Annotated in this window: 15 protein-coding genes; 14 read left to right on the top strand and 1 reads right to left on the bottom strand. The window is 47.6% G+C overall.

The genetic code is table 11. From position 1 onward, the window contains the following. The first annotated feature begins 32 nt into the window (after positions 1–32). From WH37_RS33535 to WH37_RS12355, 10 genes are all read left to right on the top strand, one after another. Positions 33–3,650, top strand: coding sequence for a non-ribosomal peptide synthetase (locus WH37_RS33535; protein WP_052736940.1), 3,618 nt, complete (start codon positions 33–35; stop codon positions 3,648–3,650). A 77-nt stretch (positions 3,651–3,727) separates the two neighbouring features. Beyond that, on the top strand, positions 3,728–4,576 hold the full coding sequence (locus WH37_RS12315; protein ID WP_197091367.1) for a 3-hydroxyacyl-CoA dehydrogenase family protein: 849 nt from the start codon (positions 3,728–3,730) through the stop codon (positions 4,574–4,576). Positions 4,577–4,639: 63 nt separating this feature from the next. Continuing rightward, complete coding sequence (locus WH37_RS12320; RefSeq protein ID WP_046230893.1) at positions 4,640–4,909, top strand: acyl carrier protein; 270 nt, start codon at positions 4,640–4,642, stop codon at positions 4,907–4,909. A 2-nt stretch (positions 4,910–4,911) separates the two neighbouring features. Beyond that, positions 4,912–6,084 carry an acyl-CoA dehydrogenase family protein gene (locus tag WH37_RS12325; protein WP_046230894.1) on the top strand — a complete coding sequence of 391 codons (1,173 nt, stop codon included), beginning with the start codon at positions 4,912–4,914 and terminating at the stop codon, positions 6,082–6,084. A gap of 14 nt (positions 6,085–6,098) precedes the next feature. Further along, positions 6,099–7,160, top strand: coding sequence for an HAD-IIIC family phosphatase (locus WH37_RS12330; protein WP_231594210.1), 1,062 nt, complete (start codon positions 6,099–6,101; stop codon positions 7,158–7,160). Positions 7,161–7,298: 138 nt separating this feature from the next. Next, positions 7,299–8,582, top strand: a complete 1,284-nt coding sequence (gene fabD, locus WH37_RS12335; protein ID WP_046230896.1) for an ACP S-malonyltransferase — start codon at positions 7,299–7,301, stop codon at positions 8,580–8,582. A 10-nt stretch (positions 8,583–8,592) separates the two neighbouring features. Continuing rightward, positions 8,593–9,291 (top strand): 4'-phosphopantetheinyl transferase family protein, encoded by a 699-nt coding sequence (locus WH37_RS12340; RefSeq protein ID WP_052736941.1) that lies wholly within the window; start codon positions 8,593–8,595, stop codon positions 9,289–9,291. A gap of 50 nt (positions 9,292–9,341) precedes the next feature. After that, positions 9,342–10,106, top strand: a complete 765-nt coding sequence (locus WH37_RS12345; protein ID WP_046230897.1) for an enoyl-ACP reductase FabI — start codon at positions 9,342–9,344, stop codon at positions 10,104–10,106. A gap of 37 nt (positions 10,107–10,143) precedes the next feature. After that, positions 10,144–11,124 carry a hypothetical protein gene (locus WH37_RS12350; protein ID WP_046230898.1) on the top strand — a complete coding sequence of 327 codons (981 nt, stop codon included), beginning with the start codon at positions 10,144–10,146 and terminating at the stop codon, positions 11,122–11,124. Between the two features lie 265 nt (positions 11,125–11,389). Continuing rightward, entirely contained in the window at positions 11,390–11,977 is a 588-nt protein-coding gene (locus tag WH37_RS12355; protein WP_046230899.1) for a DUF1349 domain-containing protein, read from the top strand. 78 nt (positions 11,978–12,055) lie between these two features. On the opposite strand, the gene WH37_RS12360 is transcribed toward WH37_RS12355, so the two are convergent. Further along, entirely contained in the window at positions 12,056–13,483 is a 1,428-nt protein-coding gene (locus WH37_RS12360; RefSeq protein ID WP_052736942.1) for an MFS transporter, read from the bottom strand. 119 nt (positions 13,484–13,602) lie between these two features. Here WH37_RS12360 and WH37_RS12365 point away from each other — a divergent pair, with 119 nt between their 5' ends. The 4 genes from WH37_RS12365 to WH37_RS12380 all read left to right on the top strand — a co-directional run bounded on the left by WH37_RS12365 (position 13,603) and on the right by WH37_RS12380 (position 17,581). Further along, positions 13,603–14,526, top strand: a complete 924-nt coding sequence (locus WH37_RS12365; RefSeq protein ID WP_046230900.1) for a LysR family transcriptional regulator — start codon at positions 13,603–13,605, stop codon at positions 14,524–14,526. Between the two features lie 93 nt (positions 14,527–14,619). Beyond that, complete coding sequence (locus WH37_RS33540; RefSeq protein ID WP_052736943.1) at positions 14,620–15,189, top strand: iron chelate uptake ABC transporter family permease subunit; 570 nt, start codon at positions 14,620–14,622, stop codon at positions 15,187–15,189. Positions 15,190–15,269: 80 nt separating this feature from the next. After that, positions 15,270–16,157 carry a TetR/AcrR family transcriptional regulator gene (locus WH37_RS12375; RefSeq protein ID WP_046230901.1) on the top strand — a complete coding sequence of 296 codons (888 nt, stop codon included), beginning with the start codon at positions 15,270–15,272 and terminating at the stop codon, positions 16,155–16,157. A gap of 188 nt (positions 16,158–16,345) precedes the next feature. Beyond that, entirely contained in the window at positions 16,346–17,581 is a 1,236-nt protein-coding gene (locus WH37_RS12380; protein WP_046230902.1) for a cytochrome P450, read from the top strand. The last annotated feature ends 148 nt before the right edge of the window (positions 17,582–17,729 follow it).

The following is a 17,729-nucleotide window of genomic DNA, read 5'->3' on the forward strand; positions in this document are numbered from 1 at the left end:
TAAGCATGTAGAAAAGAAGGGAGGGAATGGATATGGATTCCTATTCGGAAAATATGCTGTTGACGGGCGGCAAGTGGCAGGAGGAACGGGAGTATTGGCTCGGCAAGCTCGATCCTTCAGCTGAGCCGACTGCCTTTGAGGGCGACCTCAAGGATGCTGGCTTGCGTCAGGGAGCAGTCGATTTGATCAAGGGCCCGATTCCGCCTGCATTGACTGAAAGGCTGCTGTCGGTTTGCAGGAACTCCCAGCAAGGCCTGTATGCGTTTTTGCTGTCTGGTGCGCTCTATATGCTTCATCGATATACAGGTGAGCGGATCGTGACCGCCGGAATGCCGTCCGGACAACAAACGGCAGCAAACATTGCTCCCAACCGGCTGACTGGCCTGCAGGTGCCTGTCGATGAAGCACTGTCCTTCAAGGAATATTTACAGTGCGTGAGCCAGACGGTGCAGGAGGCGAGGAAGTACAAGCACATTCCCTTTCAAGCCATTATCAGGCTGCTTAAGCAGGATTCCGAAGCAGTTGTTCATGCTTTTAAAACAGTCGTCGCACTGAATACGCTGCATGCACCCGTATACATGCAGGACTCGAAAGCAACGGTTACCTTTTATTTCATCATGGAGGGCAACCGCCTTCAGCTGGAGCTGCTCTATGAACGTTCCATGTATTCGCAGCGATACATGGAACGGCTTTTTAACCACTTTGTCGGTTTTCTGGACGAGGTGCTTCAGAATACAGCTATTCCACTGAACCGGATACACATGCTTTCACAGGAGGAAATGGACGAGCTTGAACGGTTCAATCTGGCGGCTGTTCCTTATCCGAAGGATAAAACGGTGCATGAGCTGTTTGATAGTCAAGCCATGAATACCGCAGATTGGACCGCCCTGCGTTTTGGCGGGATTGAGCTTACTTACGGGGAGCTTAAGGATCGTTCAGACCGACTCGCTTGCCTGCTTCGCAGCAAGGGGATTGAACGGCATCGGGTTGCCGCTGTCATGACGAATCGGTCTTTGGAAATGATGATCGCTATTTTGGCGGTTTTGAAGGCGGGGGGCGCCTATCTGCCCATTGACCCGGCCTATCCACAGGACCGGATCAAGCATATGCTGGTCGACAGCGGCGCGGGCGTCCTGCTTACACAGGATGGACTAATCAGCCATGTTGATTTTCAAGGGGAAACCGTAAATCTCGACGACAACCGGGTATACGGGGAATTCGATCCTTTGCTGTCTAATGTGAACGACCCAGAGGATGCCGCTTACTTAATTTATACATCCGGCTCTACTGGCCTGCCGAAAGGTGTGCTAGTTCCGCACAGGGCGGTGGTTAATTTTATTACGGGCATTACGTCCCGAATCCCTGCCTTCACAGGAGGAAAAACAATTGCTGCCGTTACGACGCTTTGCTTCGATATATTCGTGCTGGAGACGCTCCTGCCGCTGACGCAAGGTCTGGTTGTCGTCATTGCGGGCGAAGAGGAGCAGCATAATCCGGCCTTGTTGAAGCGGTGGCTGACGCACAATCGGATTGAGCTGCTGCAGGCGACGCCTTCCCGGATTCAGCTGCTGCTGAACGATAGCCAAGCGGAGGCAGGCATGGAGCAGATAACGACGCTTATGGTAGGCGGTGAAGCATTCCCCGATGAGCTGCTTTACCAGCTTCGGGAACGGTGCGGTGGGGCAAGTATTTACAATATGTACGGCCCGACGGAGACGACGGTCTGGTCCTCCGTCAAGGATGTGACGAGTGCGAGCAGCATCACTTTGGGGGCACCTATCACCAATACGCAAATGTATATTGTCGACCCGTTTCTGCGCTTGCTGCCGGAAGGCGTGGCTGGGGAGCTATGCATCGCCGGAGATGGCGTAGCCATCGGCTACTGGAAGCGGGAGGACCTGACTGCCGACAGATTCGTTCCGTGCCCTTATGGAAGCGGTGGGAAAATGTACCGGACAGGCGATCTGGCAAGGCGGCTCCCTGGCGGGGATATCGAATTTCTGGGGCGCATCGACCATCAAGTGAAAATCAGGGGCTTTAGAGTGGAGCTGGGCGAGGTAGAATCTGCACTATTAAGCATGGAGCAGATTAAAGCTGCCGTTTGCATTGCACAGGAGGACGGCCAGGGGAATCACATGCTTTGCGCCTACTACGTATCCTCGGCCGCTCTGTTGGCGGATGTCATAAGAAGCGCCGTTGCATCCCGGCTTCCCGATTATATGCTGCCCTCATTCTATATTCCGCTCAGTGAGCTTCCGTATACACCCAACGGAAAAATAGACCGGAAGCAGCTTCCAAGCCCTTATGAAAGGGTCAGCGGACTATTCATTGGCGAACCGCCAGCGGATGAGCAAGAAGAGAAGCTGCTTCGCATTTGGAAGGATTTGCTGGAGGTAGAGGAGATTGGCGTAACCGACGATTTCTTTAATGCGGGCGGGCATTCGCTAAAAGCATTGAAGCTGGAGGTCGAGCTGGAGAAAGCGGGATTTTCCTTTGAAAGCGAGGATATTTACCGCTACCCGACGATTAGGGGCTTTCTGCGGCGGACGAACGGTGAAGCAGCAGCGCCATTTTCGCAAAGAAGCCAAGCCGCAGCTGGATCTGAAGCATTCGCTAGTCCTGCACTGATGACGCTCAAGCATGATGATCGTATCAAACCGTTTAACGATTTATTTTACAAGGAGTGTTTCTATCACTCGCTGTTTCCAATTGTATCCTACTACCAGCAGAGCTTGCTGCCAATTCTCGCTAATGATACGGTCATCTATCGCTATGACGAGGACACGGTCCACTTTCAGGTAGATTACGCAGCGGCAAAGCCTTTAGAGCAGCTTTTGCATGGCATAGGCATTCGGATGGAAACGAGAGAGGTCGGCCATTCCGTAATCGCAGAGCTCAAACAAGCTGTCCTCAGCAATAAGCCGGTTATCGTGCGAATCGACTGCTACTACGCCTCGAACCGGACGGAAACGTTCAAAAAGAGGCATTGGCCGCATTCTTGGCTCGTATTCGGCTTTGATGACAGCAGGCAGATGTTCGGCGTCATTGAGCATGACCACATCGAAAGGTTGACCTATCAGAAAAGATGGGTGAGTTATGAGGATACGCTGCAGGGGCATCTTGGCTATATGGACCATTTCGGAAGCGAAGTGCCTGTTTATTATGAATTTTCAGCTATCACTGCCGATGGTGCAGTACCTGGATCTGATAGCTTAATAGAAACGCCTGCTTCCGCCGCCGCACATAGGCAGCAGCTTCTGGACAGCAGCTTGCATGCGTTGTCCAGCTTTCTGGAAAAGGTTAAACACGCCTTGCGGGATGGGTATCTGATTAAAGATTATGGCGAAAGTTTGCTTGATACGCTGAATCAAATCGTGAATGCCAAGCTCGTGGATCAATATCGCTATGAGCAATTAGCCGGTGTGTATAGGCAGCTGCAGAGCACGGTCGAAGACAGTCTGGAAGTTTGGAAGCAAATCCGGGCCCAAGTGGCAAAATCGGTTTTTACCGCCAAATTAAGCGCACAATCTGCCGTAATCCTGAACAAGCAGTTGGATTCGGCACTCGCGCTGGAACGCGAATACGCGGCAAAGCTCGTAGGCATGCATCCCCAGACTTTTGAGCTGGAAGGCAGCCAATCGACTTACTAGACAGCATTTCGCTAGCTAGCAGGCTGGCCGGGGCTAGGGAGCATCACTATTAAAATCCAATGAAGAAAGAAGTGGAGATCGCTGTGAAAATCGGGGTAATCGGAGCAGGTGTAATGGGAAGAGGGGTTGCCCAAGCGCTCGCCCAATCAAGCTTATCGGTTGTGCTGGTCGACATTGACAAAGCGAAGCTTGAACAAGCGAGGGAGGAAATTGCCACCCAGCTGAGATTCCGTGGGCTGTTCGGCTCATCAGGAAACTTGGAGGCTTCGGAGCAAATTATGGACCGCATCGAGTTTACGACGGAGCATCATAGTCTCAGCGACGTCAGCTTTGTCATCGAGAACGCTACGGAAAATTGGGATGTAAAGCGCGGCATTTACGAGCTTATTGATGGCATCTGCCAGCAAGATTGCATTTTTATGATTAACACGTCCTGCATCTCCATTACAAAGCTGGCCGCTGTGACCACACGTGCGCCTCAGGTTATTGGTACACATTTCATGAATCCGGTGCCCACCAAGAAGACGGTCGAGGTCATTCGCGGCTACCATACCTCTGAGGAATGTATCCGTGCGGTTGATGGGCTTATGGGCAGCATGGGCAAGGAAATGATCGTCGTTAACGACTATCCGGGCTTTGTATCCAACCGGATTTCCCATTTGTTTATGAATGAAGCTGCTTATGTCGTGCAGGATCAGGTGGCGTCGGCGGAGGAAGTCGATGAAATTTTTAAAAAATGCTATGGACATGCGATGGGGCCGCTCGAAACGGCCGACTTGATCGGTCTGGACACGGTCGTGCATTCCCTGAATGTGCTTTATGAAAGCTATCAGGACCCGAAGTTCCGCTGCTGCCCGCTGCTTAGGAAAATGGTCGACGCGGGGCTGCATGGCAGAAAAAGCGGTCAAGGGTTTTATACGTATTAATGTTTACTGATGAATGGATTTCGCAAGATATTAACCCGAATCGGGATGAGGAGAGTGCCAATAATGGAAGAAATGAAAGTTAAAATTAAAAAGTTTTTATCGCGGTTTTTTCGCAAGCATGAGCTTGGTGACGATGAGGATATTTTCGCCCTAGGCTTTGTCAATTCACTGTTCGCGATGCAGCTGGTTATGTTTCTGGAGAAGGAATTTGCGCTTACTATCGATAGCCGTGACATGGATTTGGACAACTTCCGCACCATTAACCGGATGGTCAGTCTGATTCAAGAGAAAGCAGCAGTCGATCAGCAGTCATCGCAAGTCTCGGGAGGTTAAGGATGAAAATTGAACTGACTGAGGCACAGGAAAATTGGCAAAATGAGTTCAGCGCGTTTGTTGATAACGAAATGGTGCCGCTAGCTGATTTGAATGACAGCGAGGAGCGCATCCATCCGGATATGCTCCGGAAAATGGCAGAGGCCGGCTATCTGGGATCGATGCTGCCCAAAAAATACGGCGGTATGGAGCTGGACAACGTGACGCTTGGCATTCTCAACGAAGAGGCGGGGCGCGGCTGCTCTTCAGCAAGAAGCCTGTTGACCGTTCACGGAATGGTATCCCTTGCTATTTTGCGCTGGGGAACGGAGCAGCAGCGCAGCGATTGGCTGCCCAAGCTTGCGACCGGCAGCGCCTTGGCAGCATTTGGCCTAACGGAGCCAAACGCTGGCAGCGATGCCAAGAGCATCGAGACAACGGCTGAGTTGGACGGAGACGAATACGTATTAAATGGCCGTAAAAAATGGATTACGATCGCACAAATTGCCGATCTGTTTCTCATTTTTGCCAAATGCGATGGCCAGCCAGCAGCATTTCTCGTTGAGCGGGAGCGGCTCGGGGTAACGGTACTGCCCATGTCCGGCCTGCTCGGTGCAAGAGGCTCCATGATTGCCGAAGTTGTGCTTTCCGACTGCCGAATTCCGCAAGAAAATTTGCTGGGCAAGCTCGGCATGGGACTGACGCATATCGCGCTGCCCTGTCTTGATTACGGCAGATATACAATAGCCTGCGGCTGCGTTGGTTTGGCGCAGGCATGCCTGGAGGCTTCGGTAGAATACGGCAGCACAAGAGTCCAATTTGGACGGCCGCTCCGGGACAATCAACTGATTCAGAAGATGATTGCTGAAATGGCCGTACAGGTGAAGGCGGCTAGAATGCTTTGCTATAAAGTTGGATATTTACGCGATAGCGGCGATCCCGACAGCATTATGGAAACGTGGACGGCCAAATATTTTGCTTCGACTATGCTGACCAAAATTACTAACGATGCGGTGCAAATACATGGAGCTAACGGCTGCCATAGCGGATACCCGGTGGAACGCTATTTCCGTGATGCCAAAATTAATGAAATCATCGAGGGAACGTCGCAGATGCATGAAATGCTAATTGCCGAGCAGCAGTTCGTGACAAACCGCCGAGCAGGGCGGACAATGGCTCAAACAGCCAATTCATAAGGAGATGAATGCCTGTGGCGTACAATGTTGAGGAGAAGAAGGATACGGCAAAGCGTAAAATCAAATGCGTCGTGTGGGATTTGGACCATACGATTTGGAATGGCATTTTAATGGAGGATACGACTGTTGAACTGCGAAGCGATATTGTGAACGTCATTAAAACGCTGGATGAGCGGGGCATCCTGCAGTCAATTGCCAGCCGCAATGAGCATGATGTGGCGATGGAGAAATTGAGAGAGTTTGGGATTGAACATTATTTCATCTACCCGCAAATTAGCTGGAACCGCAAATCTTCCGCGATCAAGACGATTGTCGAATCGATCAATATCGGGATGGATACGATTGCTTTTATCGATGATCAGCCGTTTGAGCGGGAAGAGGTCAGCTTCAACCATCCTGACGTCCTGTGCATAGATGCAGCCGAGACGGAAGGGCTGCTCGAGAGGCCGGAATTTAATCCAACCTTTATTACCGAAGACTCCCGGAACCGCAGAAGCCTCTACATGAGCGATATCGTACGCAATGAAGTTGAATCCAGCTTCGATGGCTCTCAGGAGGAGTTTCTCGCCTCACTAGGCATGGTGTTTACGGTTTCTTCGGTTGAGGGAGACGATTTAAAGCGGGCGGAGGAGCTGACGGTAAGAACGCATCAGTTGAATGCAACCGGCTATACCTATTCCTACGAGGAATTGGATGAATTCCGCCATTCACCGAACCACAAGCTGCTTATTTCCGAATTGGAGGATAAATACGGCACGTACGGCAAAATCGGTTTAACGCTGCTTGAATGCAAGGACAACATTTGGACGCTGAAGCTGTTGTTAATGTCATGCCGTGTTATGTCCAGAGGCGTAGGCAGTATCATGCTGCAATACGTCGCCAAGATGGCGCATGATGCGGGAGCGGTATTACGCGCCGAGTTCGTGCCTACAGACCGTAATCGCATGATGCTGCTTACGTATAAATTCGCCGGCTTTAAGGAAGTGGAGGAGCGGGACGGACTGCTCATTTTCGAGCATGATGCTGTTCATCTTCAAAGTGCTCCAGACTATCTCACCTTAATCAGCCGTGTTTAATGAATGGATGAATAATAAGACAGGTTCACGATGAACATCGACTAGAGCGTTTAGCTGAAGCAGGATAACAGGTTAAATGGTCGTGTTTGCCTGCTTTTTGGAAAAAATACGGCTAATATGATATTGGAGGAAGTAATAATGGAAAAAATGGCGTTTTTGTTCCCGGGTCAAGGCTCTCACTTTGTCGGCATGTCGAAAGGTCTTTATGACCAATATACGATTGTAAAGCAAACATTTGAGGAAGCAAACGACGTGCTTGGCTACGATTTGGCTAAGCTCTGTTTTGAAGGCTCGCTTGCAGAGCTGTCCAAAGCGAAAAATGCCCAGCCTGCCATTCTCGTATCTAGCGTAGCCAGCTTCCGCGTTTATATGCAGGAGCTTGGCATCGTACCGCAATTTCTTGCCGGGCACAGCCTTGGTGAATATGCGGCGTTTACTTGCGCAGGAGCGATTCGTTTTGCCGATGCGGTGAAGCTGCTGCACGAACGGGGGAAAATGACCGACGAGGTTGCAGTAAGCGGTGTCGGAGCGATGTCCATTATTGATGGTGTCGAGCGAAAGCTGGTTATGGATGAATGCAAAGCAATGGAGCAGGAGGGCCGTCAGGTTTGGGTGTCCTGCTATAACACGCCGAATCAAACCGCGATTTCGGGGGAAAGCGATGCGGTTATGGAGCTGGAGGACAGGCTCGCGAATCATGGCGGGCTGGCAACGCCGCTGCTTGCCAGCGCTCCGTTCCACTGCAGCTTTATGCAGCCGATGGCCGACCAATTGTTAGACAAATTATCCGGGCTGGAGTACGGCTTTTTCAAATATCCGGTCATTACGAACCGCAATGCCGAGCCGATGGCACATTCGGAGAAAGTGGCGCAAAATCTTGCGCTGCATTTAACTAGCCCGGTACAATGGGAGCGTACGATGCAATATTTTAAACATAAAGGCGTTACGCTTACGGTCGAAATGGGACCTAAAAATGTATTGACCAATATGGTGAAGGCGAACGTGGATGGGATCGAAGCGCTTTGCTATGGCACGAAGGAGGATCGCAAAAAAATCGAGCAAATTTTAGCGGCTTATCCGGGCCTCAGAAAGCATATCCCGACTATTATTACGCGTAGCTTGGCAGTCGCAGTAGCTACCCTTAACCAAAACTGGGATAATGAGGAGTATCAGGAGAAGGTTGTGAAGTCGTATCGCAAAATTCAGGAGATCCAGGATCGTCTTGAGGAGACTGGGGAGAAGCCAACTTTGGAACAGATGAGAACAGCGCTCGATTTGCTGAAAATCATTTTGGATACGAAAAAGGTTTCGGTAGAAGAGCAGACACGCTGGTTCCATCAAATTATTGATGAGACCGGCATGTATTATGAATTAAGCGACTATCTGGCTCCTTCACGTCTAGCAGAAAAAATTTCCCGATAGGAGTTTATACATGATAGAGGTTTATATGCTGCGGCTGGATGAGAGGAAAGCTGCGGCGCTTTATCCCGTGATGTTGAATTACGTTTCAGAAAGCAAGCGGGAAGCCGTCCGCCGGTACCGCCGGCCGATTGACGCTTATCGTTCGCTGACGGGTGAAATTTTGGCACGACTTGCCATTAGCAAGCGATGGCAGCTATCGAATGATGAGCTTTCGTTTTACAAAAATGAGTTTGGCAAGCCGCTGCTACATAACCCTTCCATCGGCTGTCATTTCAATGTGTCACATTCCGGTGACTGGGTAGTCTGCGCCTTCGGCGACTGCCCGGTTGGAATTGACATTGAGCGCATGAAACCACAAGACTTGTCCATTGCAGAGCGGTTTTTCACGTCGGATGAATATAAAATGCTGATGAGTCTGGCTGGCAGCCGCCAGCTCACGTATTTTTACCAGCTGTGGACGTTGAAAGAAAGCTATATCAAGGCAGTAGGCAAAGGAATGTCCATTCCACTTGACTCATTCTCCTTCCTCATCAAGGAGGACGGAGAAGTGGCGGCAAGCCTTGAAGAAGGGGCGTCTGCCGCTTATTTCATGCAGACGTTCGCAGATGATGATCATGCTATGGCACTGTGTGCATTTCATCAAATGGTGCCCATCTTTAAGGAGCTGGATTACGAGGAGCTGGAAAGCCTGCTTTCTACGCTCCATTAACAGCTAGCTGCTGAAAGGAATTTCAACCTTTTCCGGAGGAGGTAAATCCGATGCTGATGAAAGACCATATCATTGTCGTATCAGGCGTTGCCAATGAGAAGAGTTTAGCGTGGGGGATTGCCAAATCGCTTCATCGGGAAGGAGCAAGGCTTGTGTTCACCTACCGAAAGGATAAGTCCTTGCGAAAACTGACGAAGCTGCTTCAGGAGCATGACATGGACGCGGCAGCTGTTGTCCCATGCGATATATTGAATGATGCGAGCATTGCCGAAGCATTCAACACCATTGGAGAACAGGTCGGGACCATTCATGGACTCGTCCATTCCATCGCCTATGCGGATCAGCTGCAAGGAGAGTATATCGATACGACGAGAGAAGGCTACCTGCTGGCGCAAAACGCCAGCAGCTTTTCATTAGTGGCTATGGCTAAGCAGGCCCGCGGTTTAATGAAAGAGGGAGGCGCCATTGTGACGCAAACCTACATAGGATCTGGTCGTGTTGTGAAAAATTATAATGTGATGGGTGTTGCGAAGGCCGCGCTCGAAGCAAGCGTACGCTACTTGGCTGAGGATTTAGGCAAGCATGGCATTCGTGTAAATGCCGTCTCAGCTGGACCCGTGCTCACATCGGCAGCTTCAGCGATTGCTGATTTTCAAGATAAGCTGACGGCCATTGAGCAGCAGGCGCCGCTTCGGCGAAATATTGATCAGGATGAGGTAGGCGATACGGCTATGTTTTTGCTAAGCAATCTATCAAGAGGGATTACAGGTGAGGTTCTCCATGTCGATGCTGGCTACCATATTCTAGGATTGTAGCATGTGATGGCCATTACACAGCGGGAGGAGGCAAGTCATGTCAAGAAAAGCGCTATACCTTCAAGAGCCGGAAATTAGCACGTACACCTCATACGGATGCTTGTTTTCCATCATGAGCGAACCGTTATGGCCGTGGGTCTTCAATCATTTTATTCAAATCAGATATGCCAAGGGTTGGAAAATGTTCGCTTTTGACAATCACCATATGCTGCTTAAAAACTGTCCCGGCCTATCCTTTTATCAGCTTCCCCAGGACATGGTCGTTGCCAAATGGGGGAAATCGTTAAAGGAGGTCATTATTGAGTCGATAGATTTAGGCTATTATTTATATATTTTTGTAGACCGGCACCATATATCGTTGGCGGATTCATACCAAAATGGGCATAATATTCATGATCTATTGATTTACGGATATGATTCGGACAAGGAAATGGCGCTTGTCGCCGACAACTTTGAGGAGCGGTTTATAAAGGCGGAATGCCCTTTTTCAGAATTGGAGGAGGGTTATTGGTGTCTGCCGGACAAATACGATTTCTGGACGGAAATTCGTTTTTTGAAGCGTCATACAGCCGTTGAATGCAGCATTAATATGGAACAAATTGCGGCCGGGATGGAAAATTATCTTTACTCCAAACCAACGTTTGATATGGTAGAGGAGCAGCAGTTCGATTTCGGATTCCAAGCGCTGCAGCGGCTTCTGCCGGATTTGCAGGAGATTAATTCCTCATCATCTGCCCAATTTGATCTGCGTGCGTTTCACCTGCTGTATGAGCACAAAATTTTAATGGAGAAGCGCCTTGCCTATTTGATGGAATATGGGTACATGCAGCATGACCAGCATCTATTAGACACTAGCGCGGTTTTGAAGCATCATTATTTGTCCTTGCGAAATTTAGTTATTAAATACAGATTTAAAGAAGACGAGAAGCTGTTGTTAAGTATTTTTGATAAGCTGAGAGAAAATATGGAGCAGGAGCAGCTATTTATATTAAGCTGTTTAGAGAAGATGAAAACGTAGCGGTACCCTTATCAAAAAGCGCAAGGCATTGTCCTGGCGCTTTTTGAAGTGCTATTTTGTACATACAATTTTAAAAAATAGTTTCGAGTTATGGATAGAGTAGAGAAATATAGATAAGGAAGTGGCAAAAGACTGGTCTCACCTTGGTAAGCATCCGTTTTTGTTGTATCATATGACATGCTCATTGACTTTAAATCTTAAACGGGAGCCGTCCCAAAAATTTGAATGGACAAAAGTAAATTTAATCAATAAGGAGACCTATAAAATGAAGTATGAACTACATAAAGCATTTTGGCTTCATGAACCGAAAGAGTATGCCGTGGATGAAAATAAGATTACGATTACAACGGAGCCGGGAACCGATTTTTGGCAGCGCACCTATTACGGTTTTCAAAATGATTCCGCCCCCGCTTTATTGCTAAAAACGGTCGATCCCTACTTTTCATTTGTTGTGAAGACGGAATTTAACAGTAAACATCGATACGACCAGTGCGGCGTTATCCTTTATCAAAACAGTGAAAACTGGTTTAAAGCTTCTATTGAATTTGAAAATGATGAATATCAACGGTTAGGGAGTGTCGTCACCAACCATGGGTTTTCGGATTGGGCGACGACGGATATCCCGGCAAATGTAAAGACGATGTACTACCGATTAAGCCGCCGTGAAAGTGATTATTGTATCGAAAGTTCATATGACGGAATCATTTATAAACAAATGCGAATATTTCATTTATTTGAAGGCGGAGAAGAAATTCAATTTGGCGTATACGCTTGCAGCCCGGAACAATCTTCGTTTGATGCTGTTTTCAGTGAGCTTGAAGTAACGGAATGCAAATGGAAGGCACATCAATAAAAGGGAAAAAAATACCCCGAAATCCACAAGGATTCCGGGGTATTTTTTATGACACGGTCAAGCTTTTTTAATCTGCGTTTAAATCAATCTGCGGGATAAGCTGCTTACAAACAAGACAACAGAAAGTCCGGCTGTTATAAGTCCAATAGTATGAAGTCCGCTAGATGTAATCGCACCGCCAAAGGTCAGTCCCAGCAAACTGGTGGATAAAATGCTCCCGATTGAACGAAACGTGACATACAAGCCGGAAGCTGCTCCGGTCTCTTCTGCTGGGGTTACCACATATAGAGCGGTTTGCAGCCCCATATTGTTGAATCCGTTAGGAATGCCAAGCATTGCATTAATCAGAACAATCATAAGGATTGAGCTGTTATCACCCAACAGCAGCAGCAACAGCGTGCTGAGCACAAGGAGAGCATTGCCGGCGATAATCGTTGTACGGTAGCCGAAGCGCTTGTTGCACCTGACTGCAACGGAAGTCATGATTACACCGAGTCCGGCTAATGGAAGCATAAGTAAGCCTGTTGTTTTCGGATCAAAGCCTTTAACTTGGCTGAGCCATAGCGGGATACAGAAGAAAAGGGAATAGAAAACTATATTTACTCCAACATACTGAATGTACACAGACCGCAGGCGTCGGTTGGAAGTGAGCATTTGCAAGTTAAGAAACGGATTTGATGCGCGTTTTTCCCATATCATAAGTGCAAGCATGGATACGACTGCGCAGCCAAGAAGCCACCAGGACATACCTTTTGTCAGTGACAACAAGAACAACATTAGAGTGGTAAGCATGACCATAAAGAGAGTAATTCCCGGAATATCGATACGTGACCAAATGTTGGAGACAACGGCACCACTTTCGCTGCTTGTTGCTTGTCGGGCATGGTCCTTGGGCAGCCATAGGCGGGCAATGAACAATGTGGCCAGCACAATAGGAATATTGATCCAGAAAATAGATTGCCATCCGACAGAACCGACAAGAATGCCTCCAAGTGTGGGCCCGAATGCAGCCATGACGTTAGCCATAATGGAGACTAGGGCTAAGGCCGAAGAGATCCGGTCCGGATGATCCTGCTCATTGTGCCTTGCAGCGGTGGAGCGCAGCATGGACATGCCAGCTGGAAAAGCGACGGCGCTGCCTAGCGCTTGTATGATCCTCAACGTCAAAAGCAAGCCGAAGTTTTGGGTCCATATGGCCAGCAGGCTGCTGATCAGAACGAGTACAAGTCCGCTCATAAATAATTTTTTGGCTCCAAACAGATCGGATAGCTTGCCTGCAAGAGAGGGACCAACGGCCCCAGCTAAGTAAAAGCCCGAAAGCAGCCAAGTGACGGTAGCCAAATTGACCTGAAATGCATTGCCGATCTGTAAGAGGGCAACGGCAATCATGGATGAATTGAGCGGATTGAGGAGCACGCCAAGCGCGACAACCCATGCAACCTTACGGATAATCTTATCCGGATTTTCAGTTGATCGTGAAGTGGGAAAAGCTAACTGCTGTGCCATGGGCGACCTCCAAAGTGCATTAGAATATTCCCAGTATAAATCATTATATTTATTATTAAAAATATATAAATTATTATATAATCATAATTAAATTCATATGAATGAAAGGAGGAACGAATTTGGATATCATACATCTCAAATATTTTCAAACGGTTGCTCGTACGGAGCATATGACAAAAGCGGCAAATCAATTAAATATTGCCCAGCCGGCACTCAGCATGATCATATCGCGATTGGAGGATGATTTAGGCGCCTCTTTATTTAATCGGGTAGGCAGGCAGATTCGCCTCAATGAACAGGGCAAAGCCTATCTAAAGAGAGTTAATATCGCACTGGCAAGTTTGGAAGAAGGAAGAAGAGAAATTTCGGCATTAGCTGATCAGGAGCAAAATAGAATTGCCCTGGCTGTCACTACGCTAAATCGGTTATCGAAAGTGCTTTCTCCTTATCTTGCTCAATATCCAGACGTTAATTTTAGAATTACGCAGGCATCTACAGAACAGGACAAACTGCTGTTGCTTGAACGCAACGAGATTGATTTTTTTCTGACAACTGAATTAATTAGCCGCGATGATATTAGGCATGTGCCGCTCGTGACCGAGGAAATTATGATTGCGGTGCCACCTACACATAGATTGGCTGGTACTACACGGATTTCGCTCCATGAAGCGGCCCAGGAAGACTTTATTTCCCTCAAGCAGGGATATTCCTTTAGAGAAATAATGGATGCGTATTGTAAGGAAGCCGGCTTCATACCTCGCACGATTTGTGAGGGTGATGAGCCAGCGGCGATTGCGAGTCTCGTGCGTTCAGGATTGGGGATTGCCTTCCAGCCGGCAGGCTCTCGTGGAGAGTACCCAGACCTTTCCTACATTGAAATTGAAAAACCATCATGCCAATTGACCTTTTATCTTGCATGGATGAAGGATCGTTACCTATCACTTGCAGCGATAACCTTCCGTGAATATATCATTCAACATTTTAATAGTCTGACTTCTTCATTGAAAGATACAAAGAAAGCTACAAATAATCAAGCATTGTAGTGACTCTAATCTAGAAATAAAAGGAGTCCGATCTCGTCTGAAGGACAGCCGTTTCTAACCTTTAAAGATGCTGCTGATCAAGACGTTATTTTAATGCATAAACCAGAGCGAATCGTTGTTTTGAACACCGAGGCACTGGAATTGTTCTATCAGCTTGGGGGAACGGCTGTTGGACTGGCAACTGCGTCTGGCACGACATTGACGGAGGGAGCAGAAGCAGCTGAAAATGTAGGAGAGATTCAGGCCATTGTCGACAAGGTACCAAATGAAACGTATACGATCATTGGCAGCATATCCGCTCTGCTGTTCGCAAGGCGAATGAATATTCTTGCTTTGGATGAGCACAACGCGAAGGGCTTGGGTCTCAACGTGGAAGCAACGCGAATGCTCGTCATTGCGGTAGCAGCGCTGCTGCCTGCCTCAGCATTTATTGGCGTTGCTGTATTGACCATTTTTGATACATTTTCCAGAATTTTATTTGCTCCGATTGAACTGCCTGTAGGCATTATGATGGGTGCGATCGGGGCTCCGTTTTTCGTTTATTTATTAAGGAAGAAGGGGTCGCAGGTTCAGAAAAACACGACGGACTTTAATGGCTCGAATGAGCCATTTTTAGATTTTAAAACAATAAGCGCAACAGAGTGTAGCAACGGCGCTAACTAGCCAGAGCGCTATTTTCTTTCCCCGTATGGGTGATACAATCACTTTATACATCTCAAAGCAAAAGAATCCAGGGGGAGCTTATGAATAAACGTAAACAACTACTGTTGGACACAGCACTTGTGCTATTTGAGGAATATGGTGTAGCGAATACTTCGATTCAAATGATTTTGGACCGATCAGGCGTATCCAAAGGAACATTTTACAAATTTTTCGGTTCCAAGGATGATTGTATTCTTGCGATTTTGGAACAACGTATGCAGGAGGACATGATCATTCGAAAAGATCTGGAAGCCCGCAACTACGCCTCTGACTTTGACTTACTAGTGGATCAAATTGTAATTCCGATGACGGTCCCGGAAAAGCAGCGTGTTCTAGAATTATTTTGGACAGGCTTATATTCAGGGGAATTCGATTTGCAAAATCTGACCCGAATCCAGTTGAATTGGTTATCGGGACGACTGACCCAATTATATGGTGAAGAATTACAAGCCTATACCTATGAAGGAGCTATATTTTGTTTGGGCACTATCCATCAAATTTCAAATACATGGCGGAATTTTCGCCTCGAACAGCCGAATTGGAAAAATCTCGTGCCCAAGGTGCTGAATTACGTCGAAATTTTGTTGAGAGCCATGTTAGAGAGGCATGAACATATGATTGATCCTGACATCCTTGCGTTGATCAACCCATTATCAAAACAGATCGTGCTTGATAAAGACAGCTTAGTGGCCGAACTTCAAACTTTCAGTCGTTCCATTAATCAATCGCAAGCATCCACCAAAGCCAAAGAACTTACAAAAGGGCTTTTGTCATTGGTTAGGGATGCTGAGCTCAATATATCGATATTAGAAGTGGTATTAAAGGCCTTTCAAATCGAATTTGAATCCAGCTCCTATCAGAATGAAGCAAGAAAAATTGCCAAAGAATGCTGGTGGTATATGGAGCAAAGCAGACCACATCCGAAATAAGCTAAACGGATGAAAAAATAAAATGAACGATTCGTATAAATAAAAACCTTTAATATAGAGATCTTCCAAATAGTTCTTACGAATTATTCCAATAAAATGAACGGGTGGTATAATTATTATGATAAAGGGCGGCGAAAGCTTGCTCTGTTTTGAGAAATCATGAGGTTATTTTTGGAGGTGGCATCTTAATGTATAAAGAAGTGATTACTGTTCATGAAATTTCGCGGTTTCAGTCAAGATCGGAAGAATTTTTTCCGCTCGAATGGTATCGGAAGATGCTGTCCGAACATCCTGTGTATTATCATGAAGGTACCGACACCTGGAATGTTTTCAGGTATGACGATGTCAAGCAGGTACTGAGCAAGCATGAATATTTTTCGAGCGAAGGGTCCAGGACTACGGTTTTAGTTGGAGCGAAAAACAGGGAGGGGACCCCTCCGGATAAACTGAATGTTTCAAGCATAGACCCTCCACGCCATCTAAAGAGCCGCTCCTTGCTATCCGCTGCTTTTACACCCCGCAGCTTAAAAAACTGGGAGCCTCGGATCAGCAACATCGCGAAACGGCTTGTGGAGGACATAGAACCAAATACGACGATTGACATCGTTCAGGCACTGGCAACCCCGCTGCCCGCAATGGTTATGGCTGATTTGCTTGGAATCCCTCTTACGGACAGCGGCCTTTTTAAAAGCTGGGTAGACATCTTGTTCCAGCCAGCAAGCGAGGAGAACGCGGAAGAGATTGAAATGAAAAAGCAGGCAGCTGCACAGGAATATTACCAATTTTTATACCCGATGGTCGTTCATAAGCGGACACATCCCGGCGACGATATTATTTCGGATCTTTTGAATGTGGAGGTAGACGGCGAAAGGTTTACCGAAGACGAAGTGGTCCGGACATCGATGCTTTTGTTAGGAGCGGGGATAGAAACAACGAGCCATACGATTTCCAGTATGTTTTATTCTTTTTTGAATGAAGGCAAACCGTTGTATGATCAATTAAGAAAAGACCCGAGTCTAGCTCCTCAAGCTGTTGAAGAAATGCTTCGCTATCGGTTTCACTGCTCCAAACGACATCGTACGGTTAAGCAGGATAACAATCTGTTAGGCGTCGATATGAAAAAAGGCGATGTTGTCATCGCGTGGATGAGCGCGGCGAATATGGACGAGCGCATGTTTGAAAATCCGTTTGAGATCAATATTCATCGTGCCAATAATAAAAAGCACTTGACCTTTGGCAATGGCCCTCACTTTTGTCTGGGTGCGCCTTTGGCAAGGATGGAGCTGAGCATTGCCCTGAGGGCATTTGTGGAGAAGGTTCCGGGGATTGAAGCTGTTGAAACCTTTGACCTGGAGCGTCATCTTACAACTTCCGCCGTAGGGCAGTCGTTAACTCATTTGCCGGTGAAGATTCTTCAGTCATAGAAAAACATATACCGTAGTACAAAGGAAGGCCGGAACGTGATTGACACGCTCCGGCCTTTCGCTATGGTGTATGAATCTATGTGGCTAAAGGAATCGGGATGCCCGAGTACTTGAAGCAGCCTTTGATCATGTTGACTGTCGTTTAATA

It is taken from the genome of Paenibacillus algorifonticola, from assembly GCF_000971975.1.
In the GTDB taxonomy this organism is placed as follows: Bacteria; Bacillota; Bacilli; order Paenibacillales; family Paenibacillaceae; genus Pristimantibacillus; species Pristimantibacillus algorifonticola.

What these genes read in the sequence shown, in the direction of transcription:
- WH37_RS33535 (WP_052736940.1), top strand. Translation starts at nt 33, where the DNA reads ATGGATTCCTATTCGGAAAATATGCTGTTGACGGGCGGCAAGTGGCAG.
- WH37_RS12320 (WP_046230893.1), top strand. Translation starts at nt 4,640, where the DNA reads ATGGAAGAAATGAAAGTTAAAATTAAAAAGTTTTTATCGCGGTTTTTT.
- WH37_RS12325 (WP_046230894.1), top strand. Translation starts at nt 4,912, where the DNA reads ATGAAAATTGAACTGACTGAGGCACAGGAAAATTGGCAAAATGAGTTC.
- fabD (WP_046230896.1), top strand. Translation starts at nt 7,299, where the DNA reads ATGGAAAAAATGGCGTTTTTGTTCCCGGGTCAAGGCTCTCACTTTGTC.
- WH37_RS12340 (WP_052736941.1), top strand. Translation starts at nt 8,593, where the DNA reads ATGATAGAGGTTTATATGCTGCGGCTGGATGAGAGGAAAGCTGCGGCG.
- WH37_RS12345 (WP_046230897.1), top strand. Translation starts at nt 9,342, where the DNA reads ATGCTGATGAAAGACCATATCATTGTCGTATCAGGCGTTGCCAATGAG.
- WH37_RS12350 (WP_046230898.1), top strand. Translation starts at nt 10,144, where the DNA reads ATGTCAAGAAAAGCGCTATACCTTCAAGAGCCGGAAATTAGCACGTAC.
- WH37_RS12355 (WP_046230899.1), top strand. Translation starts at nt 11,390, where the DNA reads ATGAAGTATGAACTACATAAAGCATTTTGGCTTCATGAACCGAAAGAG.
- WH37_RS12360 (WP_052736942.1), bottom strand. Translation starts at nt 13,483, where the DNA reads ATGGCACAGCAGTTAGCTTTTCCCACTTCACGATCAACTGAAAATCCG.
- WH37_RS33540 (WP_052736943.1), top strand. Translation starts at nt 14,620, where the DNA reads ATGCATAAACCAGAGCGAATCGTTGTTTTGAACACCGAGGCACTGGAA.
- WH37_RS12375 (WP_046230901.1), top strand. Translation starts at nt 15,270, where the DNA reads ATGAATAAACGTAAACAACTACTGTTGGACACAGCACTTGTGCTATTT.
- WH37_RS12380 (WP_046230902.1), top strand. Translation starts at nt 16,346, where the DNA reads ATGTATAAAGAAGTGATTACTGTTCATGAAATTTCGCGGTTTCAGTCA.